This window comes from Nostoc sp., from assembly GCF_036919675.1.
In the GTDB taxonomy this organism is placed as follows: Bacteria; Cyanobacteriota; Cyanobacteriia; order Cyanobacteriales; family Nostocaceae; genus Nostoc.
In genome coordinates this window covers 36,250-61,424 of sequence record NZ_JBALCP010000034.1, presented here as the reverse complement: position 1 = coordinate 61,424, position 25,175 = coordinate 36,250, and the positions used below count along the sequence as shown (strand labels likewise).

The window sequence follows — 25,175 nt, the reverse complement described above, 5'->3', positions numbered from 1 at the left end:
CCTACAAAACTAGCAGCCGAATTAACCGAACTTACCAGCTGTAGAAGCAATCAAGAATGCTGCATAAGTTACGATGTAGCCAACAGTGAAGTGAGCTAGACCAACTACACGAGCTTGAACAATTGACAGAGCCACGGGCTTGTCTTTCCAGCGAACTAGGTTAGCTAGAGGAGTGCGTTCGTGTGCCCAAACAAGGGTTTCAATCAACTCTTGCCAGTAACCTCTCCAGGAGATTAAGAACATGAAGCCAGTAGCCCAAACTAGATGTCCAAACAGGAACATCCAAGCCCAGACAGACAGGTTATTCACGCCGTAGGGGTTGTAACCGTTAATCAACTGAGCGGAGTTAGCCCAGAGGTAATCGCGGAACCAGCCCATGAGGTATGTAGAGTTCTCATTGAACTGAGCCACGTTGCCTTGCCAAATACCTAGATGCTTCCAATGCCAGTAGAAGGTCAACCAACCAATGGTGTTGAGCATCCAGAATGTAGCGAGGTAGAAGGAATCCCAAGCTGAGATGTCGCAAGTACCGCCACGACCGGGACCGTCGCAAGGGAAGGCATAGCCGAAGTCCTTTTTATCGGGCATCAGCTTAGAACCACGGGCATCCAAAGCACCTTTGACCAAGATCAAGGTGGTGGTGTGCAGACCTAAGGCGATCGCATGGTGTACCAAGAAGTCGCCAGGGCCTATTGTCAAGAACAGGGAGTTAGTACCAGCATTGATCGCATCTAGCCAGCCTGGTAACCAGACGTTAGCGTAGTTGGGCCATGCTGTGTAAGCAATACTATCTGGGTTAGATAGCAAGGTGTCTAAACCGTACAGTACCTTACCGTTAGCAGCTTGGACGAATTGAGCAAATACTGGCTCAATCAAGATTTGCTTTTCAGGAGTGCCGAAAGCAACTACTACATCGTTGTGTACGTACAGACCAAGAGTGTGGAAGCCCAAGAAAAGGGATACCCAGCTAAGGTGGGAAATAATCGCTTCTTTGTGCTTCAACACGCGCTCAAGGACGTTGCCCTTATTTTGCTCTGGGTCGTAATCACGTACCCAGAATATTGCTCCGTGAGCAAAAGCACCAAGGATCAGGAAACCAGCGATGTATTGATGGTGCGTGTATAACGCTGCCTGAGTCGTGTAGTCCTTCGCAATAAATGCGTAGGAAGGCATGGCGTACATGTGCTGCGCTACCAGAGAGGTGACAGTTCCCAGAGCAGCTAGGTGAATACCCAACTGGAAGTGCAGCGAATTGTTATAGGTGTCGTACAACCCTTGGTGAGGCAGGTTGAACTGACCTTCACTGGTGGTACCAGGTACTAAACCAGATTTGGAGTTCAGCATTTCTTTCATGCTGTGACCAATTCCGAAGTTAGTCCGGTACATATGACCGGCAACGATGAATAGGACTGCGATTGCTAGGTGGTGATGAGCTATGTCAGTCAGCCACAAAGCTTCTGTCTGAGGATGGAAGCCACCCAAGAAACTCAGAATCGCAGTTCCTGCACCTTGCGATGTCCCGAAGATATGTCCAGGAGTGTCAGGGTTTTGAGAGTAAACACCCCAGTTGCCTGTAAAGAATGGTGTCAAACCTGCTGGGTGGGGTGGGGTGGATAGGAAGTTATCCCAACCTACGTGCTGACCGCGAGATTCGGGTACAGCAACGTGAATTAAGTGACCAGCCCACGCCAAAGAACTAACACCAAACAAACCTGCTAAGTGGTGGTTTAGGCGATGTTCAGCGCTCTTAAACCATGCCAAGCTAGGACGGTACTTGGGTTGCAAGTGCAGCCAACCAGCGAACAAGAATACAGCCGCGAATAACAGCAAGAACACTGAACCGTTGTACAGTTCGCCGTTCGTCCGCATTCCGATCGTATACCACCAATGGTAGAGACCAGAGTAGGTAATGTTTACCGGATTGCTAGCACCAGCTTGGGTAAAAGCTTCGATCGCTGGTTTACCAAAGTGGGGGTCCCAAATCGCGTGGGCGATCGGACGGATGTGAAGGGGATCTTTAATCCACTGTTCAAAGTTACCTTGCCAGGCTACGTGGAACAGGAGGCTGGATGCCCACAGGAAGATGATTGCCAAGTGACCGAAGTGAGTTGCGAAAATCTTTTGGTAAAGATTTTCTTCCGTCATGCCATCATGGGTTTCAAAGTCGTTGCCTGTAGCGATCGCATACCATATCCGACGAGTCGTCGGGTCCTGTGCGAGATCCTGGCTAAATTTCGGAAATTTTGTCGCCATAGGTTTAATGAATCCTCTGACCTTTAGCCATCAAATATCAGCGTTTAGAGTCCTGAGTTCTGAGTCCTGAGTTATGAGTTTTGACTCAGCACTCAGTACTCAGCACTCAATAACTGATTGCTACCCTACTGAAAGGATGTGTGCATGGAAGAATGCCCAAGTTGTGGCAATTCCTCCCAAGAGGTAGTGAGCTACCCCTACAGCGCGACCCTGAATAATACTCAGAGCGCGAGGCTGAATTGCTGGTGCTACCTTCAGTTTATTATGCGCCCAAACTATGGACTCAATTAGTTCTTGCCAGTAGCCGCGACCACTGAATAGGAACATCAAGCTGAATGCCCAGACAAAGTGAGCGCCTAAGAAGAGTAGACCATAAGCAGATAGCGCACTGCCATAGGAATTGATGACTTGTGTAGCTTGTGCCCACAAGAAGTCCCGTAACCAACCGTTGATGGTGATGGCGCTTTGGGCAAAGTTACCACCAGTGATGTGAGTCACAGTACCATCTGCATCTACGGTTCCCCAGACATCTGATTGCATCTTCCAGCTGAAGTGGAAAATTACAATCGACAGGGAGTTGTACATCCAGAAAAGTCCGAGGAATACGTGATCCCAACCAGACACTTGACAGGTGCCACCACGACCAGGACCGTCGCAGGGGAAGCGGAAGCCCAGGTTTGCCTTGTCTGGAATTAGACGAGAGCTACGGGCATATAGCACACCTTTGAGCAGAATTAGGACGGTGACGTGAATGGTGAAGGCGTGAATGTGGTGAATTAAGAAGTCCGCTGTACCCAAAGCAATGGGCATCATCGCCACTTTACCGCCAACAGCCAAGACACCGCCGCCAAAGGCATAGCTAACTGGTTCTAGGGCATTGGGTGCAGTTGTACCAGGAGCCAATGTGTGGATATTTTGTATCCACTGGGCAAATACTGGCTGCAATTGAATTCCTGTATCAGAGAACATGTCTTGAGGACGACCCAATGCACGCATTGTGTCGTTGTGGATGTAAAGTCCAAAGCTATGGAAGCCGAGGAAAATACACACCCAGTTCAGATGAGAAATAATCGCATCCCGGTGACGAATCACCCGATCCAGCAAGTTGTTTTGGTTCACAACTGGATCGTAATCTCGCACCATGAAGATAGCAGCGTGGGCCGCTCCACCAACGATCAAGAAGCCACCGATCCAAATATGGTGAGTGAATATGCACAACTGCGTGGCGTAGTCAGTTGCCAAATATGGATAGGGGGGCATCGCGTACATGTGATGCGCGATGATGATGGTCAGCGAACCCAAGAAGGCCAGGTTAGTAGCCAACTGAGCGTGCCAGGATGTGGTCAGGTTTTCGTAGAGACCTTTGTGACCTTCACCGGTGAAAGGACCTTTGTGGTTTTCTAGGATCTCTTTAATGCTGTGACCAATACCCCAGTTGGTACGGTATTGATGACCAGCAACGATAAACAGAACTGCGATCGCTAAGTGGTGATGGGAAATATCAGTCATCCACAAGCCGCCTGTTACCGGGTTCAGACCGCCCTTGAAGGTAAGGAAGTCAGCATACTGACCCCAATTCAAGGTGAAGAAAGGTGCTAAACCAGCAGCAAAGCTGGGATACAGCTCGGTCAACAAGTCTTTGTTCAAGATGAACTCGTGGGGCAAGGGTATGTCTTTAAGAGCAACGCCTGCATCCAAAAGCTTGTTGGTCGGTGCGGACACGTGGATTAAGTGACCTGCCCATCCTAAGGAACCACAACCTAGCAATACTTGCAAGTGGTGATTCAGCATCGACTCCACATTCTGGAACCATTCCAGTTTGGGAGCGCGTTTGTGGTAGTGGAACCAGCCAGCAAATAGGAATAAGCCTGCTAATACCAAGCCACCGATCGCAGTTACGTAAAGCTGGAAGGAGTTTGTAATCCCCCAGCCACGCCATACTTGGAACAAACCGGAGGTGATTTGAATACCGTGGAAACCACCGCCAACATCAGCGTTTAAAATGTCTTGTCCCACAATGGGCCAAACGACCTGGGCACTTGGCTTAACGTTTAACGGGTCAGTTAACCAAGCTTCGTAGTTAGAAAACTTCGCGCCGTGGAAAATCATCCCGCTCAACCAAACCATCACTACGGCTAAGTGGCCGAAGTGGGCTGAGAATATCTTGCGGGAGATATCTTCTAAATCGCTTGTATGTGTATCAAAATCATGGGCGAGTGCGTGCAGGTTCCAAATCCATGTGGTGGTTTTGGGACCTCTGGCTAAGGATCTGTCAAAGTGTCCAGGTTGTGCCCATCTCTCGAATGAGGTAGGAACCGGATCGTTATCGACGATTACTCTTGCCTTTTTTTCCTCTCGCTCCGGAGGACTTATTGTCATTCGACCTCCTCTCTTGATAAGGAATGAGGATTCATGGATACCACAAAATGAACCATTACCACATACTCCAGAATTTTACTGAAGCCGCGATGAAGACCCGATGTGGAAAGTTGTTTCTCGTTGAATTATAGAGTCTTCACTTGTACTTTGTTAGAGATATTTTAACAATAATTCAAACTTGTGGAAATATTGCTGGAATTCATGCCTGACATGCCTTCTCACTGCAAACTATTTGTACAAAAGTCAATAGATTATCTATTTAATTTACAAAGAATAACAATTCGTAAAATTTATGGTTTGGCTGTATATAGAGGATGTTCCAGCTTTTGCTGCTGTTACTCGTGAATATTTGTGTCATGTTTCAATTCTTATAAGTAAAAAGCTGTAAAGAATATAACTTGTTTTAAAATTTCCTGAGATATACAGGAAAACTTATGGGAGGTGAGGCAGATTTCACCTTTTGGGCTATAGTTCCCTATGGACAGTTTGAGCCAAAATAATCTGTCAATCAATTTTGGATTTTGGATTTTGGATTGACACTTCGGCTTCTCTACGAGACGCTGCGCGAACGCTCAGTGCTGACCCCGACCAGTATCTTCTTTAGGAGATGCTCCGCCAACGTAGCGGGACGAATTACGGGTACTTGGCTCTGAGGATTTTGGATTTCCAATCTTGGTAGGCGTTAGCTAGTCATACACTCCTACGGATGCTCGTTCCGACGCTCCTACGTAGCTAACACTGCGCTATCGCTACTGCTTCTCTACGAGAACGCTGCGTGAACGCTAACGCTAAAGCTACGCTATCGAGCGAATGAGTGGATTTGTTCCGCCGACTAGGGACAGGGCATGAACCAAAATAATCTAAAATCTAAAATCTAAAATTGATATGGTCAATCGTCGAAGACTATCACTGGGTGCAACGCATGAACTCGTGGCAGAAAAGGGTGTTAGAGAAGCTCCTCCCTAAGAGGTTCCCGATTTTCAAGTGGGTAATGACATTGGTGCTGGTATTAAGCTTGACCAGTTGTGGGGAGAAAGTCGGAAGCCAGGAAGTATCGACTGGCTATAGAGAAAACCCTGCACAGATTTCTCAAATTTCAAAGCAATTTTCGGAAGTTTCCCCACCATCTGTTGTCCAAGAACTGCGGACAATTTTGGAAGTTTATCAGCCACAAGTGACAATTGTTACTCCAAAACCTGATGAAGTTTTTCAAGACAATAAAATCACAGCCAGTTTTCAGGTTAAGGATCTACCAATATTTAAAGACCCAGAATTACAACTGGGTCCCCATCTACACGTAATTCTGGATAACCAACCTTATATACCTATTTACGACCTGAATCAGCCCTTGCTTTTGCCAGACTTGTCTCCAGGGACTCATACCCTGCGCGTGTTTGCCTCCCGTCCTTGGCATGAAAGCTTTAAGAATGAAGGCGCTTATGCCCAGACAATATTTCACGTCTTCACCAAAACCGACGACAACAACCCAGATCCCAAATTACCGCTGCTAACTTACAGCCGTCCTCAAAGCAGCTACGGAGCAGAACCAATCTTACTGGACTTTTACCTAACTAACGCTCCTCTGCACCTCGTCGGCAAGGAAAACGCCAGCGATAAATTCAGTGATTGGCGCATCCGCTCCACAATTAATGGTGAAAGCTTTATTTTCGATCGCTGGCAAGCAGTTTATCTTAAAGGCTTCCGTCCAGGAAAAAACTGGGTAAAACTGGAATTTCTCGATAATCAGGGAAATCCTGTCAAAAATGCCTTTAATACCACAGTTAGATTGATTGATTACCAGCCAAAAGGTAAAGATACTCTGTCGAGAATTGTCAGAGGGGAACTCACAGCAGATGAGGTGCGCCCCGTTGTAGACCCGAATTACAGACTTGTACCTAAACCTACACCTACGCCTTCTGTTGAAAAAACACCCCAAATACAACCGGAGGTAGAAAAACAGCCTATTCCTGAAACTGAAATTCCAAAAGAATCCAAAATACAGCCAAAACAACCAAAATTAGAAGTTCCAACGGCTGCACCATCTCCCAGCTTGTCCCCGACACCACCAGAAATAATTACGCCAACACCAGAACCACAGCCAGAGGTAATACCAACTCCTAAATTAACGCCGTTACCCGAAAAAGTTATACCTCAGCCAACAAAACCGAGATTTGGCGGATTTTTTAACCGTCAGACGCCCAAGACGCCCACTCCACAAGCAACAATTGCACCATCTCCTAGTTTGCCACCCACGCTGCCAGAGATTATCGAGTCTCCTGCACCAAAAATAATTACGCCAACACCAGAGCCACAGCCAGAGGTAACGCCAACTCCTGAATCAACGCCGTTACCCGAAAAAGTTATACCTCAGCCAACAAAACCTAGATTTGGTGGATTTTTTAACCGTCGGGCGGGCAAAGTTCCCACTCCACAAGAAACAGTTGCACCATCTCCTAGTTTGCCACCCACGCTGCCAGAGATTATCGAGTCTCCTGCACCAGAAACAATTACGCCAACACCAGAAGCACAGCCAGAGGTAACACCAACACCTGAATCAACCCTGTTACCCAAAAAAATCGCTCCTGATTCAGAAAAACCAGAATTAAAAAGATATTTCAACCCGCGTCAGTTCCCAAATGCGACACCATCTCTCGGTTTGCCAGCTACACCTACCCCAGTAGTTCCATAAACTAGACCAGAAGAGAAGTAAAAAAATAATGATTAGCTTAACCAAAGACACTCAACTGTAACTCTTGCGCTAAAGCTTCAACAAATGCGATCGCTGCTACAGGATTACCGATATTATCCAACCCAGGACTATAGCAAGCGATCGCTCCCTCTCCTGGTACTATTGCTATAAGTCCACCACCAATCCCTGATTTCATCGGTAGACCAATCTTGATTGCAAACTGGGCAGAAGCTTCGTACAGTCCACAAGTTAGCATCACAGCATTGACAATTCGGCGGTTTTGTGCTAATAAATAGCTATTTTCACAAGCTAGGAATTTTCCCAAAAGGGCTAAATCTTCCACTCGCCCAGATATACAGCATATTTGCTCGTAGGTGTCAAGCGCTGTTTCCAGATTTTCTAAATAACCTGTTTTGGCGAGATAATTAGCGATCGCTTCATTGGCTGTTGAGCGGGTTAATCGCACCGAAGCTAGCATTACCTCATCTAACCTGAGTTGGCAACCTGCTAATTGGTTGAGCCATTGACAAAATAAAAGAGTGCGATCGCTAGCGTCCTTTCCTGGTAATTTATCAGACAGGATAATTGCCCCACTATTAATCATCGGGTTGCGGGGATGACCGCGATCGCTAACTAATTGTTCTAAAGAATTGAAGGGTGCATCCGATGGTTCAACCCCAACCCACCCAAAAACTGTTTCTGCTCCTAGATGTTCTAGTAGATAAAGTAGAGAAAATGTCTTAATAACGCTCATTAGCGGGAACACACAAGCTGTATCCCCAAAGCTGATAGTTTGCCCCGATTCACAGCAGATGTGAACTGCAAACCAACCAGGATCAGCCAAAGCTAATTGCGGAATGCGATCGGTAACTTGTCCTCGTTCAGTTTGGGTTTTGGCTAGTTGCACCCAGGCTGATAACTTCGTAGTAGTTAGTTTGTCAAGTCCTTTCAAATTAAAAATTTTCTAAAAGTTCATTTATTAAAAAGCAACTAACAGTATATTTTGAAGTTAAGCAAGGCTTTATAGCCCCGTATAAACACTAAGATTAACATCTATAGCAATCCTAAATCTTTTGTGAGAAAGTAAAAGGCTGAAAAGCCTATAAATATGTACTTTTAATCTCTGTATTTTCTCACAATTTAATTCAGATTGCTATATAACTTGCAAAATCTTTTTGGAAGTTATTGATGTTAAAAGACGATAAAAAGTTCAATTGGAACACGACATTACCTATACGTATGGACGAATGGTTTTGAGCAAAAATTACATCTTTAAACATGCTGCTGACTACGCAATTATCGAAGTCTCAGACCAGTCCTTTAGCGGAGTAACCCGCAAAATAGGTAGTGTAGTTGGTCACTTCGGATATAAAACTCTTGATCTTTTGCCGAATCACGTTACCATCCTGGGATATCCAGGTAATTTGGACAGCGGTCAAAAAATGCATCAGGTCACAGCAGGAAGTTATGGTAGTGGAGGCAATAACACAGCTATATATGGTTCCGACATGGCAGGCGGGTCTAGTGGAGGACCTTGGGTGGAAAATTTTGGTATTGGTGCCGTTGGACAAGTTGATGGGTCAGATAGAACTCTCAACCAAATTGTTGGTGTTACCTCGTATGGTTCTACTTCTGTAAAGCCTCTTTACGAAGGCAGTTCGATTCTCGACACCCGATTCACCTCTATATTGAAAACAGCCTGCGCTTGGAAGTCTGGCAACTGTTAATCAGATCCTTGACTTGTTAGGATAACCAGCAAGCAGCGTACCCAACAAGTGGGGAAATATAACAGCAACTTATGCTGCATATGATTTAGGTGCGGCTCTTTTGGAAAGACAATTTAGGCTTTGTACCAAAGCCTAAAGTTTCATACCTAACAAGAGTTTCAGGTTTGAAATCTCCCAGGAATAGCTTCGCTCAAATTTGAAAAAATGATCTTTATTTTTCGGCTGTAGCATCGCATTACATAAGAATCGGGTTAAGAGCGTTTATTTCTTGCGATCGCTTAAATGTGTCCCAACAATTTGCCACGGTTTTACACAAAGTTCCACTTACAGTGTGTCTTAATTACAAATTACTATGATTCCCCGTGTCAGAGCGCCAGAATTACCGCAAAATTACTCTTGGCTCAACACAGACAAACCTTTGTCTATTAAGCAACTCAAGGGTAGAGTCGTAATTTTAGACTTTTGGACATACTGTTGTATTAATTGTCTGCATATTCTGCCAAACCTAAAATATTTAGAACAAAAATATAAAGATAGCCTTACCATTATCGGGGTTCACTCCGCCAAATTTGATAACGAAAAGGAAACAGAAAATATTCGCCAAGCTATCTTGCGCTACGACATTGAACATGCAGTTGTAGTTGACAGAGGTTTTCAGATTTGGCAAGAGTATGCTGTGCGTGCTTGGCCTACGTTAATAATTATTGATCCAGAAGGTTATGTGATTGGCCAGATTTCTGGTGAAGGAAATCGTGACACTTTAGACGAGTTGATTCAAAAGTTAATTCAGCAACACTACGAGAAAGGCACAATTAATTTCCAAGAAATCAGCTTGACTTTAGAAAAACAGCGCCAACCATTAATCACACCCCTAGCCTTTCCTGGTAAAGTTCTAGCTACCCAAGCGGGTTTATTCATTGCTGACTCTGGACATCACCGCCTGATTATGAGTAGCTTTGACGGGGAAATTTTGGATTTGATTGGTACTGGAAAATCTGGCTTAACCGATGGTTCGTTCAGCGAAGCGCAATTTTTTGCACCACAGGGAATGGCATTTGATGCAGAAAATCAGATTCTTTATGTTGCTGATACAGAAAATCATGCCCTGCGGCGAGTTGACTTAAAGCGCCAAGTAGTGGAAACTCTAGCCGGAACTGGTGAACAAAGCCGCAATATCCGTCCTCATGGCGGTGCTGGTTTAGAAACTGCGCTGAATTCCCCTTGGGATTTAGTGAAAGTGGGACATACCCTGTTTATTGCAATGGCTGGGCCCCATCAGATTTGGGAAATGGATTTAGAAACTAGCATCATTAAAACTTATGCTGGTACTGGTGCAGAAGCTTGCATTGATGGTTCACTTGCTGAATCTGCCTTTGCTCAACCCAGCGATATCAGCACAGATGAGCAAGAATTATATATTGCTGACAGTGAAGTTAGTTCAATTCGTAGCATTGGAATTGTAGAACCGTACCAAGTCCGAACCGTTTGTGGTAGTGGAAGTTTATTTGGTTTTGGCGATGTTGATGGACAAGGTGAAGATGTCCGTTTACAACACTGTCTAGGGGTGGAATACGTCCAGAATTACCTGTGGGTAACAGATACCTACAATCACAAAATTAAATTAGTCAGTCCTAGTGGGAATTGTCAAACAGTTTTAGGAGATGGTGCTAGTGGCTTACAAGATGGCAAAAGTAAGAATAGCCGCTTTTTTGAACCTTCGGGATTGAGTGCGATCGCTTCTTTTTTATATATTGCCGATACCAATAATCATGCCATCCGCCGCGTAGATTTGAATACTCTTGAGGTGACGACATTGCAATTTCCTGGTTTATGTGCGCCGGATGTTTGTATTCCGCCTAATTTATAAGATGATTACCTCCCGCAGAGGCACAGAGCTTTTCTTTGCGCCTTTGCATGAGATGAGATTTTAAAAAGAATAAATTAAATTGTGCTACTGTCGGTTAAAGTTTGAAAACGATAGGTTTAAATTTTTCATCCTCAATTATAAAATTATCTGCCTTGATCCCTTTAGGTGTGTCAAACAGGAAATCTACAGAACGAGCTTCACCTGGAGAAAAGGGTTTACTATATAAACTATCTTTAATGGCTTGAATACCAGTATTTTCACTAGATTGATGTTGATAACTCGATTCTGAAAACAACAATCCTCTGGTTAAAGCCAGAGGATTGTCAATTGCACCACTAATAACTTTAGTCTCATTACGTCTAAGTTTTAACTTTTATTCAGGGCAGCCCTTAATTGCTTAAGCAGCTTACCAACTTCTAAAAATTGTGGATCTTTTGCAAGTTTTTGGATAATTTTAGGACTGCTTTGCATCACAATCTTGTTGTAAGCAGTAATAGCATCATTTAGCTTTTTTATATCCACATTTGGTGTTTCTCCCTTCTGGGCTATCACTAAATCTGCCATTAATCCTTTAGTGCTGGCAACTAGCTGCACTGGTTGTAATTGTCCTACAGGAGCACCTAATACAGATGCAGATTTATTTCTGGCTAGAGCCAATAAAGCATTTACCAGTGATGCTACTGATGGTGATGATACTCCTAAACTAACTATAGAAACCTGTAGCTGATTAGCTGCTGCTTCTGCATTTACCCCACCCAGTAAGATAACTAGAATTATAGCAGCCGGACTATTTGCATCCGGATTTTGAGTGAGTATATTAATGAGAGTTTTATTTAAATTATTCTGAACTTCTGTTGCTACGCTAATCCTACCATCACCACTAAATTCAACTTCAACCCCAGGTGCAGGTTCAACAAATGGCTCTGAAGATCCTGGGTTAAAATTATCCCCCGATGAAGAAGTAGAATCTTCACTAGTTCCCGTGACGCCAGCACTACCAGCATTTACTCTAGTAGACCCACCCACTAGATAAGTGAATAAGATTAACGCTAGAGTAAGAATAAGAGAGAATTTTTGTTTATTCATTGTTTTTATTGTTGATGAAATCCCAAGATAACTCAGCAGTTAAAATTGAAAACTGTACCCTGCACTCAGAGAAAAACCCACACCACTATTAAGATTGCTAGTAACATCCGTGAAAATAGCATTGATAATTATAGGTGTCTTCTTTAAAGGAGCAAAAGATGCACCCATGTTGAGACGATTTCCAGTCCAGCTACTTACTAAAGATACTTCAGGTATGACTCTCAAACCTAAACCAGCAAAAAGATTCACAGGATTTTCACCTGCTACTATTGCACCTTTAGAACGAAAAGCACCACTGCCAAGTCCTACAGAAACAGTCAAAGGTAATTTGTTATTAGGGTTATTTGATTGCAGTGGAAAAGACTTACTAACTACTCCATAGATAGTATCTTTAGCTTTGTTAACATCTCCCCATTTAATAGGATTTGACCAACCAATAGCTACAGCTGTACCATCACCCAAATATTTATGTAACTTAAAACCTACACCACCACTATCACCAAAATCAAAACTGTCACCACCACCTACACTAGTAATATTGACATTAACTTCCAATCCTACAGATTTAACTGCATCTCCCAAACCAAAACCAACAGACAAAGAACCATCAACCCTATCTTTATCCTCATCTAGAGGGAAAAGTAAACCACCGCCAATATAGGCTTGTCCAAAACTTGCACCATAGGCAGAAGGAGTACCAGCTGTTGAACCAGGAGCGGCTTTTCGCAATTTCCCTAGCCTCCCGATGGGATCAATTAAAAGTTCTTGGCGTAATTTATTAGTCTCACCAAAAGTATCACCCGAAAATTCGGAAGAGTCTACTTGTACTAAAATTTGAGGTTGTTTCTGCTTCAATACATTAGTCTGCTGTTTTAAATACAAATTAGTATTACTAATTGGAGAAGTAAATAACTGTTTCGCTAAATTATTATTGATTTTTATCTTTTCTTGAGATTCTAACCAAAAATTGTCTATAGAAAAGGAATTGCTGAATGTTTTAGACTTAAGGTTAGCTGTAAAACCATCACTAATGCTTACAGTCTCTAATTCAGTCACAGGATTAATTTTTTTAGATGCCAACAACCTTTGCCGCGATCTTATCTTTTTTTGCTGTGAATTAGGTTTCGATACTATAGAAGATGCTTTGAGATTTTGAGACACACTCAATTGAGCCTCTTGATTTTCAGAAACAATATTATCTGCTGCAACTGCCGAACTGGTAAAAATAGCTGTCAACAGTAGAATAAAAGTTATCAAGATTGTCCCTAAGTTCCAGTAAGTATAGTTAATACTAATAATTTGATAAGTATTACTACCATTGATAATTTTTTGTATTTTGTCCACCAAAATATTCCTTCTATAAAAGTATTTACGGTAATACAACAGCAATTTATACGCCAAACATCCTAATTGAAACTAGTAATATTACGGAAATATAGCCAATTAACCCGGATTTCTTACAAGAGAAATCCGGGCATAGCTGTTCTGATTTCATACATCCCAGGGGTAAAGCTCTCCAGCAGTTCACATAAAGTTAAGTCTGGCTGCTGCGGCTTGCTCATCGTCAGAGCGTAGTTTACCGCACTTCTCTACGAGACGCTGCGCGTAGCTTGCTTCCCCGTAGGGGTACAACAGCCTACTTCTACTGCGGCTCCATCGAGCGTTCGCGTAGCGTATCGTAGAGAAGTCGAGATGCTCAGTACAAGTCAGTGACCACCGTAGGCATCGCCTATCATTCAACTTTTTGTTAAATCAATATCAAAATCCTTAGCTGCACAAGCAGTAAGTGGGCAAAAATAAATGAACCTATATTACGCAATCTAAATGTCCACTTACTTAAATCATCCCTGCCCCAGGCTTTCTATATTTAACGTGAATTAGTTTAAAAATTGGGATGCTCCTACTCTAATTTGCCTTGGAACGAAGGTATACAGGCAGAAACTATAAGTATCAATGCTGCTTGATCTCTCAACATTTCAGGCAAAAATTTCATACACAATTAAAGGAAAATAATAACTCTTCAGTTTCAGCACTTTTTCAAATGCTGTGCATAAACGAAGTCAATTTTCAAGCTGAAGATATCACATGGCAATCTTCTAGCGCAGGTATAAATTGTAAAGTTTTCAGAGTTGGGTCTACAGGCTGGCAACCAGGAAAACTCAGAATCAAAGTATCTACAGAAATTTTTCCTCCATCAAATAAATTTGAAAATTACAAACTGAACATTACTGTAATGTTAGAATTTTATCCTGATAATCCTAATGAACCCGAATCACCTTTAGATGATATTCGTAAAATGATGCAAGTAACATGAACACTATTTTCCACATTACCAAATACCAACAATGGGAACAAGCAAAAAATTTCGGTAGCTATCGCGCTGATTCGCTAGAGAGTGAAGGCTTTATCCACTGTTCAAAATTAACGCAAATACTCAAAGTTGCAAAGAGATTTTTTGATAATCAACAAGAATTGGTACTACTTTTTATTGATTCTGAAAAAGTGCAAGCTGAAATTCGCTATGACCCTGCTGAAATAGGCGAATTATTTCCTCATGTTTATGGTGAGTTAAATATTGATGCTGTGTATCAGGTGATTGATTTTGAAGCTGGGGAAGATGGTTTATTTGAGTTGCCGCAAGAAATTATAAATTTAGAATAACGAACCGCAGAGGACACAAAGGAGGAGAGATGAGAAGTCAGGAGTTTGATGTGGGTGTGTATATTGATAAAATGGCGACACAAACTCTCCTCCGCCTCTGCGGACTAAGGGCAAATCAAGATTTTGAAACCTATGGAGGTGAGTAAAGCCTCGTGTAGACGCAGTTTCTAATCGCCCAACTATAAGCATTCCGCGCTTTACTTAAAGAACGGGAATTAATCTAGAGCAATTGTGACCGAATTTAATTTACAAATCCAAGAAAATAGCGATCGCTTGTCAACTCCACTGGAGAATGCTGCACCTAGCTTACTTCCCTCCAGAAATACGATCCACTGCGTCAACACCAAAGGCGATCGCCTTGACCGTTACCTTTGCCAAGAATTACCAGACTTATCCCGTTCCCGCATCCAACAGTTAATCGAACAGGGTAACGTCCAACTTAACGATAAAGTTTGTACATCCAAGAAGATCAATGTCAAGGTAGGCGATCGCATCACTCTTCAAATACCAGAAGCGCAACCTTTAGAATTGCTTGCAGAAAATATCCCCCTAGATATCCTCTACGAAGATGACCAGTTACTTATTCTCAATAAACCCGCAGGCTTAGTTGTCCATCCTGCGCCCGGTCATCCAGATGGCACCTTAGTAAATGCCCTGTTGGCACACTGTCCCAATTTACCAGGAATTGGCGGAGTCCAACGTCCGGGAATCGTCCATCGATTGGATAAGGATACAACGGGGGCGATCGCGATCGCTAAAACAGAAATTGCCCATCATCACCTACAAGCACAACTCAAAGCAAAAACAGCACGACGAGAATACTTGGGTGTAGTTTACGGTGCGCCAAAAACTGAAAGTGGCACAATTGACTTACCCATTGGTCGCCATCCCCAAGACCGCAAGAAAATGGCTATTATGTCTGTTGAACAAGGTGGACGATCTGCCGTCACTCATTGGCAAGTACTAGAACGCCTCGGTAACTATACATTAATTCACTTCCAACTAGAAACCGGACGCACCCATCAAATTCGTGTCCATAGCGCCAAAATGGGTCATCCCATTGTCGGCGACCCAGTTTATAGTTCTGGTCATTCAGTGGGCGTAAATTTGCCCGGTCAAGCACTCCACGCCTGGCGACTAAAATTGCAGCATCCCATATCTGGAGAATTGATTGAGGTGACAGCTACTCCTCCCGCCCACTTTACAAAACTTTTGGAGATGCTAAAAAGACGAATTGCATCTTAACCTTTTTTTATTCAAAGGCGATCGCCCCCGTTCTCACCTCGGTAATTAACGCCGGGGTTTTTGGTTGTGGAGTGCGAGCGCGCTCAAGCACTTAACTAACAATTTTTTTTAGAGGAAAGGCGATCGGGTCTAAAGCTGCGGCTTGCTTTTTGTCTTGCTTGGTCGTACCTATAAGACGCATAGCATCCTCTTGACAAAAGTGCAATTACCTTAATGTCTCACTTATATCCGCCGTGGATTCCAGTACCAGTAAGAAATTTTGTCTCTTTAAGCAGCAGCCGTAGTTTTGCATGACGAAGTTTCGTGTCCTTCTTCTTATTTTCCCACATATCAGAGAAGAAGTCTTGCATTAGCACAATGATGCTGCGGTATTTGACGATGCTGGCAACATAGAACTCATCTAACTTCATGACCCCATCAGAATGTATCTGCTCGATGTTGTCAAGTAATATAGACCTCAGTTCATAAGGTTTTAAGCCTTCTTTTATGCCATATTTTTCCATTATCGTGCGTTTATCGTTCTTTGAACATAAATCATACGGCGATCGAATCAGGTGACTAAGATTCCGCAGGACTTCACCATAGTCGTAAAATGTGTTCTGCTTAAAAAAAGACTTTTCATCTTTGGTTAACGTAAAACTCTTGTCAAGTACTAAACCAAAATCGGTCAAATATATTTGCTTGCCGTCGGTGAGGATGTTGCGAAAATGTGGGTCGAAGTGGATGATTCCCTTGGTCCTCAAAAAGGTAATCGTCGTGCGTAAGTCATCCAGGGGTTTCTGAAGTTTGTTGGGGTTTAAGAGGAGCCATGTTTCTAAAACATGCGGTATGTACTCTAAAACAGAACTAACTCATACTTGGCGTTCGCTCTATCTAACACATAATTGCCGGCGTTCGTACTATTGCCCCAGTACTTCACATAAGCTCTTATATGCGACTTATCCATATCCACACGCCGCCTGTCCAAGGGAATAATCCGATAATGGTACATCAGTGGGAAGCTGGCAATTGCCCCGGACAATACCCAGTTCGGTCGTCTTGATATGGGTAACGAGTTCCCGGAAGACCCCAAAACCAGTGGAACCGAAGCCATAATTACAGTAAGTCGGCAGGTCATAGAGGTTTCTGGTGGAGAACAGGTTGTCAAATTCGATATTTGTAACCGGAACACGTTTCACAAAGACGTTGGATTCCCCAATGACGATGGCGTGATTCATCCCCCAACCTGTGCTTGACTCATTTGACTCACTATTGTCAAACAGAGAAATCAATTGTGCATTATCCAACTGAGCGATTTGTGAACTGAGCTAGAAGTACCTCTTGCTTCTAATTTGTATATGATCCTTAGCCTTTTTCCCCATCCAGCCCCACATGAGAAACCCTTGGTGCTATTTGATTCTACTCAAATCTGACTTTATCTAGTTTGAAATCTACTAAGCGACGATCGTGCAAGGTAGTTAGGCAAAGTGCCTAAAGTCACAGCGAAACACTTTTCAAACAACCTCTAAGACGTACATCTAAACAAACGACTAGCGTGCATTAGACATGGGATAGAGTCTGTTTCACTAGTAATACCTAAATGAAACTCCTACGTAACCCAAGGCTTATGCACGCTATAAAATTATCAAATGGATGTATTAGCCAGCCACCTACCAAAAATTGTTATTTAATTCCTGACAGTTGCCGATAAGGTACAGACTTTTCGATATCGATGTTGTATGGCGAGATCCGTTGTGGAGCATTGCCAGTTGCATTGATACTTTGTGCCATACCTAAGAAGAGAGATGGATCTCCAGCCTTGGGTTTTTGCTCTTGTGGGGTGTATCTGCGTATTTCTACCTGCCAAATGATTTGGGGGAAGCCCAGTTTAGCACGGTGGTAATCTTCGTATCGCGGAGACTTGATGTTGAATGGCAACTCACCCTCAGATTGGGATGGCAGTATCCGACGCCGCTGATAGGGCACTGTGGAGTATCCAAAATTGCTCAGGTACTCTTCAGTATTCAGAACTTCATCAATGAAGCCTACAATACCCTTGGTAGCAACTACAATTGACCAAGCGATTTTTTCGCGCTCGTTGTATGGGTCGCGTCCTAGAACCCGCTGGATTACTTGCTCAACAAAGCGATAATTATTGTTGAGGTCGTAGAAGCTTTTCTTAAAGGTATTAGAAAGCACCAACCCACGAACAAAGTCCCGCACTGTAATTTGTCCATTACGGAGTTGGGATTCTAGGTATGTTTCGCGATCGGCAGAAAAGGCATAAAAGAAAAGTTGACGATATGCTGCTTCAATCAGATCACCTAAATCTGATGGGGACAGTATATTGTCTGTAGTAAAAATCCTGGGCTGTTCATCACCCGGTACTTCATATGCAGCTACACGCTGATTTTGACTTGAAGGGTCATATGTTAACAGAGGAATTGCCACTCTAAAGCCTCCATGTTCTTAATTAAAGTTAACAAGTTTAAATCACATATTAAGGGAGTAGTTGGATCAGAACCTCAGATTCTGATAAAATTTCACGAAACTTAACTAAGGGTGATTTCAGTATTCGTAGGAAAGACGATTAGCCTGGTGGATTCAAACCATAGCTAATTAATAAAGGGAGTGGGGCTTGCGGCTTAATGAGTACGTAAATGACTAAAAAACTTTGTGCACATATTTCAGATTAGGAGATTCAGTTTCACCTTTTTGAACTGAAGCAATAATTTTTAACACTTAGCAAAAGAAATTAATCGGGTATGGGGCATTGCATTAGTTATTCTCCCTGATCTATGCCCCCTACCTCCTTCGGTGACCTATCCAAAATTCCAAGGGATCTATGGTTGACTTACAGTGAGGCCAGCTACGCAAAGTTGCTTCCATCCCTGCCTCCCAGTAAGGTGGTTCCAATCCCAGTCCTAAACATAGATGAGATAGGATGCTAGCAAACTGCTGATTATGACCAAAGTCTCCTAGATGGGCATGGGCGTATTCATGGACGACTACACCAAACCAGTCTCTAGGTGCAACTCGACCGACATCTACCAGAATAGTGATTGGGTTTGTGAGAATGTTGCACAGCCCATCTATGCCGAAGGATTGAGCTATGGGGACTGCAAAAATTTGGATGTGACGACGCTCTTGGGGATGAAAGCACTCATGACAAACTTCTAGGTAGGTGTTGATCTGAGCGTTAACGGCGTTAATATTCTCACCGATCCAAGTGCAAATGGAGATGCGATCGCGCAGGTTATCAAACACATCTACCATACCCGGTTCTAGAGCAAGTCCCTGTACCCGATGCAGATAATCTCGCCCACGAGTAAAAGCATCAGTTCCCTTAAGAATCATTCACCAGCCCAAAACTGAATAAAACTCTCTTTTTTCCAGAACATCCTCCCCAAGTCTTTCTATTACCTGTTCTGTGTTGGAAACCTCAACAGAAGTTTCAATGCGGGTTTCAGTACAAAACGATGCAGTGCTAAAGCCGCCAAACCGTTTTACCGTACTAGTTCGCAGCCGCGTATTTGGGCTGGCGAACCAGAATCTCTCAATGGAACTTATTGTTTCGTATTCGGTTGTCAACACTAGTCCATCTTCATCATCCATGTGAAAAAGACCGACTACAGGCATAATTTCGGCGTAGCCTCTTTCGCGGAGTAATTTGCCAATCCTTGGGTTATCGCCATCAGGCACGATCGCAAATATGGTTTTCCCCTGATGGTTCTCTTCACCCTCTCTATCCCAAGCCATTGTGCCTAGCCAACGCACCCGTGACCCCCCTACTGATAGGCTGGGGTCAATCTGATGATACTGGCACAGTTCAATGATTTCTGGATGATTGGCATCCAGAGTTTCTACCTGTATATCCGATTCTCCCGTCTCTGAACGCTTGAAGGCTAGGTGATGAGTTGCCCGTTGCGATCGCCACTTACCAGCACTTAGCTGAAAAAATTCCATTGCGTCTATCAATCTTCTGACTCCTAATTATTACTCCTGCGGATGATGTTCTACGGCTTCTTTATTTTTAGAGTTGTTGGTATATAAACATTCTAAACTTTACAGCGATTAGTGGTCAGCTTCAATAAACTCCCAACAAAACGAGAGGCAGACGTATTGTTAACTAATTGTAAATTTTTATGAGTTTGATTTGTTATGGCTTGACAATATGGAAATTTTAATATCTCAGTGCTAAAATAATGGAAAGCGATGTTTACGACGGCCTACGCGTTCACACTAGCAGTAACAACAAACACCCTTCGATTCAGTCAATCAGAGGAATGGCTCATGGACTTCCCAGTCGAATTAACCTTAGAGCAACAGTTTCGCTTACAAAATTTGAAAGACCAAGTAAAGAATTTGAATCAACAAGAGGCTCAGGAATTTTTGTTAGAAGTTTTACGGCAGATGATGGTGAAAGATAATTTGGTCAAACATCTGCTAAAACAAGCTTGATCAAGTAAAAAACAAGATTTTTTCCTTAAGACTTACGCAGTGGTAGAGTTCCATTAAAATGTGTAAGTCTTATTTTTTTGCCCAATGACGCCAGTCGCCTCAAGTCGGAAAACCATGCACGGGGCAGTTCCTCCTGGGGAGCCACTGCGTTGCCGGGGTTCCCCTGGTTGAAGCATGTGGCGTGGGAAACCTCATTGCCCTTGGCGTCTCCCCTTCTCCCATCGTGAGAGGCTAGCGCCTGCCGTAAAATGCCCGAACGCAAGAGCGTCTCCTGTTTTGAGAAGGGCTGTAGGGAGATGACTCGCTACCGCGACGCTGGCTCCCCAATGCCCATTTAGGCTAAATTTGATTTTTTTGTTAGACTAGCCGAATTACAGATAAATATTACAGATTATTACTTTGTCTCTCATAGTAAAGACTAGGGTACTATTGATCCCCTATGTTTTTCATTGGCTACTCGCAGTTAATCTGATCGAGAACAGGCCAGAAATAATATCCGCCATTTGTGAATATTAAGGAGAACTCATGGTTCTTGATGCTTTTTCTAAAGCTGTAATTACAGCAGATGCCAAAACTGCTCCTATCGGTGGTGCTGATTTAGCAGCCCTCAAATCTTTCATTGCTGATGGCAACAAGCGCCTTGATGCTGTAAACGCGATCGCCAGCAACTCTAGCTGTGCGGTTTCTGATGCCATTGCTGGGATTGCCTGTGAAAATCAAGGTTTAATTCAAGCTGGTGGTAACCTGTACCCAACTCGTCGCCATGCTGCTTGCCTACGTGATGCCGAAATCATGCTGCGCTACGTGACCTATGCGCTATTGGCTGGTGATTCTTCTGTTTTGGATGATCGTGCTTTGAATGGGCTAAAAGAAACCTATACAGCTTTGGGCGTCCCCACCGGATCTTCTGTACGTGCAGTACAGCTCCTGAAGGCTATCAGCGTTGCCCACATCACCAACACCAACACTGAAGCTAACGCTGGTAAAAGGTTCCGCAAGCAAGAAGTAATTCAAGGCGACTGCTCTGCTCTAGCTGCTGAAGCTGCTAGCTACTTCGATCGCATTATTTCTGCTCTGAGCTAATAGCTCATGGCTAACAGCTATTAGCCAAACGAACTGAAATTAAAACCCGATCAAATCCCATCTGGAGTATAAAAAGTAATGAAATCAGTTATTACCACGGTTATTACATCTGCTGATGCAGCAGGTCGTTTCCCATCCACCTCTGACTTAGAATCCGTCCAAGGTAGTATTCAACGTGCTAACGCTCGTCTAGAAGCTGCTGAAAAGCTGGCTTCTGGTATTGATGCTGTAGCTAAAGAAGGTTATGATGCTGCCTTCAAGAAATATCCTTTCTTGAACCAAGAAGGTGAAGCTGGCGACACCCAAGTTAAAAAAGATAAGTGCCTCCGCGACATCAAGCACTACCTACGCCTAATCAACTACAGCTTAGTTGTAGGTGGTACTGGGCCTTTGGATGAGTGGGGTATTGCAGGTGCTCGTGAAGTGTATCGCTCTTTGGCTCTACCTACTGCTCCCTATGTTACCGCAATGACTTACACTCGCGATCGCGCTTGCGCTCCTCGTGATTTGTCTCCTCAAGCGTTGGTTGAGTTCCGCAATCTCCTCGACTACGTAATCAACTCCCTGTCATAGTGATATGGATTGACTAGACTTAGACGAGCAATTGTCATACTCTAGAACTAGGGACTCTCAGTCTGTTGCTTTGCCTAAATTAGGTTGAGTAATCGACTTGGAGTCCTTCAGTTGTGATTAACAATAAACAGTTATCAGTTAACATTTATTTCAGTTAATTCCCATGTATTGAACTCATTGTCATTACCCACATCTTTTCAATCTCTGGCTTCATTGCTATCCCGCTTGGAAACAAATTCCAAAACTAATAGCTCAAGTCAGTTTCAACGGACTAATTGGAGTAAGTTTTAACTGACGTTTGCTATACATTCCAAGATTTGAATTTTAGGCAAACTATGGGTTTGGTGACTATTTTACTATTACAAAAATGTGAGTAATGACAAGGATTGAACTTGGGGAATTTAAACAGGAAAATTTTATTTTATGACAATAGATTCTCTATTTGAACAGTTGAAACACCCCAACCCCAATCTGCGGGAACGAGCCATGTGGGAATTGGCTGATGTCCGTGATGAAAATACTATTCCTCGGCTGATGAGTATTTTGGATGAAGAAGATGTGACCTACCGTCGAGCTGCGGTAAAGGCACTGGGTGCGATTGGTATAGATGCTGTACCATCACTAGTAGAGTCATTAGTGAACAGCGATAATGCGACCATTCGGGGCAGTTGTGCTAAGTCCCTGGCACAAGTTGCCGCCAACCATCCAGACGTACCCTTCCCAACTGAGGGCTTACAGGGATTAAAAACAGCGCTTAATGACCCAAATGGTGTTGTTTATATTGCATCTGTGATGGCTCTGGGTGAAATTGGTTCCCCTGCCTTTGAAATTTTAACTGAGGCTCTAAAAACAACGGATAATGTTGCGGTGGCTGTGGCGATCGTCAATGCACTCGGTTCGATGGGTGATATCCGAGGAGTGGAAGTGCTGACAGCATTGACTAATGATGAATCTGCCGATGCATATGTTCGAGAGTCAGCAGTGAGTGCCTTGCCCCGATTAGATCAGGTGATTAATTATAAGAGAGGGTAGCGATCGGCAAATACATTAAATGAACAGACTGGATATCACCTTAAAGTAATGGATTTCTAGTCAGGAAAATCAAAATTCAATTGAAAATGTCCCCAGAACAGCAAAAGGAGCGCCAGGAGTGACTTGGTCTCTGCTGTAGCTATTCTCAATGTAGTCTACATTGAAAATATTTTTGAAATTAATTCCCGCCCGCCAGTTATTCCTCTTGTAAAAGATGCTAGCATCGGTACGCAGATAACAGCTTAGGTCATGAGTCGTGGAATCTCTCTAATCGTTCTAGAATTACGTAATCCCGATGCAACAGATTTAGCTTGTACTTGTTTATTTACTTCAGTAGCAGTTACGCTTGTCGCAACGCACAACCAAACAGAGCTTGTGAGCAAAACAATCTTCAATATCTGCTTTAATACCATTTGCTACCCCTACACTTACTCTCCACTTACCACTTTCTCTAAACATTGCATCAAATAACTAACTGTTAATTGTTGAGATTAATAATCAGCTACTTGAGAATAATATTACAGGGGATAAGTAATCAATTGGAAATAATTGTCAGGTTTTCTTAACGAGGAGAATTTATAGATAATAGGTTTTTAATTAAAATACAGCGATTTCAGTCAATTGATGGACTAAGTTAATTAAAAGCTATCTTCAAAGTCTAAAACTATTAATGATAGTTATTTTCAATTTACTCCAGCCATAATTGCTCTGATCAACTTTGGTTGAGTCAAACATTACAGGTTGCGCTTTGACGGGAGCAATGCGATCGCTCAATTTCACCAAATCAAACCGATGTACTGTAGAGTACAGCGGCAATAGTCTATTGCAAGTAGATGCTCCTGGGGAGCTTGCACCCTTTGGTTGAAGTTAGGGGAGGAAAAATCGAAGGTACAACCAAACAAATCTTTAATATTTGCTTCAATAATTAGTGATAGTAAATGTGTATCGCTCTACTACCAAGCATCTTCCTCTAACTGTCTCTCAATTTGAGAAATTGCCAACTTGAACACTGCCTGAACCCCCGCTTCCCCTTCCTTGGTCAATGCGGCTTGCAGGGGTTCTAAGGCAGCCCCATCGCCAATCTTCATCAATGCCAGAGCCGCCGCTTTTCGAGTATCCCAATCAGCATGATGCAGTAACTCAATGAGGTTAGGAATCGCTGGTCGATAGGTCAGGCTGCCCAAAGCAGCTGCTGCTTCACACCGCACAATTTCAGATGAATCGGTGAGGGCGTTAACTAAAATATTAAATGCTCCTTCTTGGGTGCCTTCTTCAGCTATTTTAGCGATCGCTCCCACTACCGCAGCGCGAACTTCAGCCGAGTCTGAGTTAATCTCTTGATATAAATATTCCTTCGCCTCTGCTCCAATAAATCCCAACGCCCATACTGCATATCCTTTGGCACTTTCTGGATACTCGCTTGACGCTAAGATTTTTAGTAATGCTGGCACAGCGGCCTTACCTATTTTGGCCAGCGCTCCCACCGACGAGGCTTTGACCACCGTATCTTCATCATTTAAGAGAGCCTTGACCAAGGTTGGAATTGCGATCGGGTCAGCGATGAGTGTCAGGGTTTTGGTGCTAGCTCTGCGTACAACTGGGTTTGGGTGATTTGCCACAGCTTCCATCAATAAAGGGGTCGCTGGTTTACCGATTTTACCCAATGCCTCTGCAAAACTCAACCTAACCATCCCCCGTGAGTCTCCCATGCTCTCAATCATCTGCTTGAGTAGGTCTTGGTCATCAGGATTGAAGGTGTTTAAGCCTAATTGCTCTCTCACCACTGCAAATAAAGCATCAGTTTCTGCCTGAGACAGATTTAACGAATCCTCCCCGGATTGAGTTTTGGAGTTGAGCATATGACTTAATAGCTAAATTATCAAGATGGATTACTAGTTGCTAACGTTCAGGGCAGCTTGCTGATTACGGAGTTCCTGGAGGGCAGAATCAATCTTGGCAAGCTCAGGCTCCAGTTTTGCCATAACATTTACTCTCATCAACTTAGCCCGTTTTGCTGTTTCCATAGTTTCTTGGACTAGACGTTCCCGATACTGCTCAAGTTCTGCAATAACTTCTGCTACATCTTGAGCGGTTAGGTTATCGGTTGTTGTGAGTTCTGAGGTTTCATCCATAACTTTTG

General features: G+C 43.3%; 24 protein-coding genes. 11 read left to right on the top strand and 13 right to left on the bottom strand.

Annotation, left to right across the window (positions count from 1 at the left end):
• Positions 1 to 21 precede the first annotated feature (21 nt).
• The gene (gene psaB, locus V7K49_RS05800) at positions 22 to 2,253 is read right to left on the bottom strand and encodes a photosystem I core protein PsaB (RefSeq protein WP_334871368.1); all 2,232 of its coding nucleotides are present in this window, start codon (positions 2,251 to 2,253) and stop codon (positions 22 to 24) included.
• Positions 2,254 to 2,373: 120 nt separating this feature from the next.
• A complete protein-coding gene (gene psaA / locus V7K49_RS05795) occupies positions 2,374 to 4,632 on the bottom strand; it encodes a photosystem I core protein PsaA (RefSeq protein WP_334871369.1) in 2,259 nt (752 codons plus the stop codon).
• A 922-nt stretch (positions 4,633 to 5,554) separates the two neighbouring features.
• On the opposite strand from psaA, the gene V7K49_RS05790 reads away from it, so the two are divergent.
• Positions 5,555 to 7,321, top strand: coding sequence for a hypothetical protein (locus tag V7K49_RS05790; RefSeq protein ID WP_335204850.1), 1,767 nt, complete (start codon positions 5,555 to 5,557; stop codon positions 7,319 to 7,321).
• A 37-nt stretch (positions 7,322 to 7,358) separates the two neighbouring features.
• Here the strand turns inward: V7K49_RS05790 and glsA are convergent, their stop codons facing one another.
• Positions 7,359 to 8,273, bottom strand: a complete 915-nt coding sequence (gene glsA / locus V7K49_RS05785; protein WP_335204849.1) for a glutaminase A — start codon at positions 8,271 to 8,273, stop codon at positions 7,359 to 7,361.
• A gap of 301 nt (positions 8,274 to 8,574) precedes the next feature.
• Between glsA and V7K49_RS05780 the strand changes: the two genes are divergently transcribed.
• Together V7K49_RS05780 and V7K49_RS05775 are read left to right on the top strand one after the other, a co-directional pair.
• The gene (locus V7K49_RS05780) at positions 8,575 to 9,048 is read left to right on the top strand and encodes a trypsin-like serine peptidase (protein WP_334871372.1); all 474 of its coding nucleotides are present in this window, start codon (positions 8,575 to 8,577) and stop codon (positions 9,046 to 9,048) included.
• Positions 9,049 to 9,400: 352 nt separating this feature from the next.
• Positions 9,401 to 10,915, top strand: coding sequence for a thioredoxin-like domain-containing protein (locus V7K49_RS05775; protein ID WP_335204848.1), 1,515 nt, complete (start codon positions 9,401 to 9,403; stop codon positions 10,913 to 10,915).
• Positions 10,916 to 11,009: 94 nt separating this feature from the next.
• Here the strand turns inward: V7K49_RS05775 and V7K49_RS05770 are convergent, their stop codons facing one another.
• The 3 genes from V7K49_RS05770 to V7K49_RS05760 all read right to left on the bottom strand — a co-directional run bounded on the left by V7K49_RS05770 (position 11,010) and on the right by V7K49_RS05760 (position 13,345).
• The gene (locus V7K49_RS05770; protein WP_335204847.1) at positions 11,010 to 11,213 is read right to left on the bottom strand and encodes a hypothetical protein; all 204 of its coding nucleotides are present in this window, start codon (positions 11,211 to 11,213) and stop codon (positions 11,010 to 11,012) included.
• Between the two features lie 68 nt (positions 11,214 to 11,281).
• On the bottom strand, positions 11,282 to 12,001 hold the full coding sequence (locus V7K49_RS05765; RefSeq protein ID WP_335204846.1) for a hypothetical protein: 720 nt from the start codon (positions 11,999 to 12,001) through the stop codon (positions 11,282 to 11,284).
• Positions 12,002 to 12,040: 39 nt separating this feature from the next.
• The gene (locus tag V7K49_RS05760; RefSeq protein ID WP_335204845.1) at positions 12,041 to 13,345 is read right to left on the bottom strand and encodes a hypothetical protein; all 1,305 of its coding nucleotides are present in this window, start codon (positions 13,343 to 13,345) and stop codon (positions 12,041 to 12,043) included.
• Positions 13,346 to 13,916: 571 nt separating this feature from the next.
• On the opposite strand from V7K49_RS05760, the gene V7K49_RS05755 reads away from it, so the two are divergent.
• From V7K49_RS05755 to V7K49_RS05745, 3 genes are all read left to right on the top strand, one after another.
• Positions 13,917 to 14,315 (top strand): KGK domain-containing protein, encoded by a 399-nt coding sequence (locus V7K49_RS05755; protein WP_335204844.1) that lies wholly within the window; start codon positions 13,917 to 13,919, stop codon positions 14,313 to 14,315.
• On the top strand, positions 14,312 to 14,662 hold the full coding sequence (locus V7K49_RS05750; protein WP_335204843.1) for a DUF952 domain-containing protein: 351 nt from the start codon (positions 14,312 to 14,314) through the stop codon (positions 14,660 to 14,662). Before V7K49_RS05755 ends, V7K49_RS05750 begins: the two co-directional genes overlap by 4 nt.
• 327 nt (positions 14,663 to 14,989) lie before the next feature.
• Positions 14,990 to 15,907 (top strand): RluA family pseudouridine synthase, encoded by a 918-nt coding sequence (locus V7K49_RS05745; protein WP_335204865.1) that lies wholly within the window; start codon positions 14,990 to 14,992, stop codon positions 15,905 to 15,907.
• 218 nt (positions 15,908 to 16,125) lie between these two features.
• On the opposite strand, the gene V7K49_RS05740 is transcribed toward V7K49_RS05745, so the two are convergent.
• Complete coding sequence (locus V7K49_RS05740) at positions 16,126 to 16,650, bottom strand: hypothetical protein (RefSeq protein ID WP_335204842.1); 525 nt, start codon at positions 16,648 to 16,650, stop codon at positions 16,126 to 16,128.
• 300 nt (positions 16,651 to 16,950) lie between these two features.
• Between V7K49_RS05740 and V7K49_RS05735 the strand changes: the two genes are divergently transcribed.
• A complete protein-coding gene (locus V7K49_RS05735) occupies positions 16,951 to 17,142 on the top strand; it encodes a hypothetical protein (protein ID WP_335204841.1) in 192 nt (63 codons plus the stop codon).
• 427 nt (positions 17,143 to 17,569) lie between these two features.
• On the opposite strand, the gene V7K49_RS05730 is transcribed toward V7K49_RS05735, so the two are convergent.
• From V7K49_RS05730 to V7K49_RS05720, 3 genes are all read right to left on the bottom strand, one after another.
• Positions 17,570 to 18,337, bottom strand: a complete 768-nt coding sequence (locus V7K49_RS05730; RefSeq protein ID WP_334871381.1) for a phycobilisome rod-core linker polypeptide — start codon at positions 18,335 to 18,337, stop codon at positions 17,570 to 17,572.
• Positions 18,338 to 18,691: 354 nt separating this feature from the next.
• A complete protein-coding gene (locus V7K49_RS05725; RefSeq protein ID WP_335204840.1) occupies positions 18,692 to 19,243 on the bottom strand; it encodes a hypothetical protein in 552 nt (183 codons plus the stop codon).
• A complete protein-coding gene (locus V7K49_RS05720; protein ID WP_335204864.1) occupies positions 19,244 to 19,861 on the bottom strand; it encodes a phycobiliprotein lyase in 618 nt (205 codons plus the stop codon).
• Between the two features lie 318 nt (positions 19,862 to 20,179).
• Between V7K49_RS05720 and V7K49_RS05715 the strand changes: the two genes are divergently transcribed.
• The 4 genes from V7K49_RS05715 to V7K49_RS05700 all read left to right on the top strand — a co-directional run bounded on the left by V7K49_RS05715 (position 20,180) and on the right by V7K49_RS05700 (position 23,035).
• On the top strand, positions 20,180 to 20,347 hold the full coding sequence (locus V7K49_RS05715) for an NblA/ycf18 family protein (RefSeq protein WP_273763921.1): 168 nt from the start codon (positions 20,180 to 20,182) through the stop codon (positions 20,345 to 20,347).
• A gap of 525 nt (positions 20,348 to 20,872) precedes the next feature.
• Positions 20,873 to 21,430 carry a bleomycin hydrolase gene (locus V7K49_RS05710; protein ID WP_273763924.1) on the top strand — a complete coding sequence of 186 codons (558 nt, stop codon included), beginning with the start codon at positions 20,873 to 20,875 and terminating at the stop codon, positions 21,428 to 21,430.
• Between the two features lie 78 nt (positions 21,431 to 21,508).
• Positions 21,509 to 22,003, top strand: a complete 495-nt coding sequence (locus V7K49_RS05705; RefSeq protein ID WP_334871384.1) for a bleomycin hydrolase — start codon at positions 21,509 to 21,511, stop codon at positions 22,001 to 22,003.
• A gap of 423 nt (positions 22,004 to 22,426) precedes the next feature.
• Entirely contained in the window at positions 22,427 to 23,035 is a 609-nt protein-coding gene (locus V7K49_RS05700) for a HEAT repeat domain-containing protein (RefSeq protein WP_335204839.1), read from the top strand.
• 651 nt (positions 23,036 to 23,686) lie between these two features.
• On the opposite strand, the gene V7K49_RS05695 is transcribed toward V7K49_RS05700, so the two are convergent.
• The 3 genes from V7K49_RS05695 to V7K49_RS05685 all read right to left on the bottom strand — a co-directional run bounded on the left by V7K49_RS05695 (position 23,687) and on the right by V7K49_RS05685 (position 25,167).
• Complete coding sequence (locus tag V7K49_RS05695) at positions 23,687 to 23,851, bottom strand: hypothetical protein (protein WP_335204838.1); 165 nt, start codon at positions 23,849 to 23,851, stop codon at positions 23,687 to 23,689.
• A gap of 137 nt (positions 23,852 to 23,988) precedes the next feature.
• Positions 23,989 to 24,894 (bottom strand): HEAT repeat domain-containing protein, encoded by a 906-nt coding sequence (locus tag V7K49_RS05690; RefSeq protein WP_335204837.1) that lies wholly within the window; start codon positions 24,892 to 24,894, stop codon positions 23,989 to 23,991.
• A 33-nt stretch (positions 24,895 to 24,927) separates the two neighbouring features.
• Positions 24,928 to 25,167, bottom strand: coding sequence for a hypothetical protein (locus tag V7K49_RS05685; RefSeq protein WP_334871388.1), 240 nt, complete (start codon positions 25,165 to 25,167; stop codon positions 24,928 to 24,930).
• Between the last annotated feature and the right edge of the window lie 8 nt (positions 25,168 to 25,175).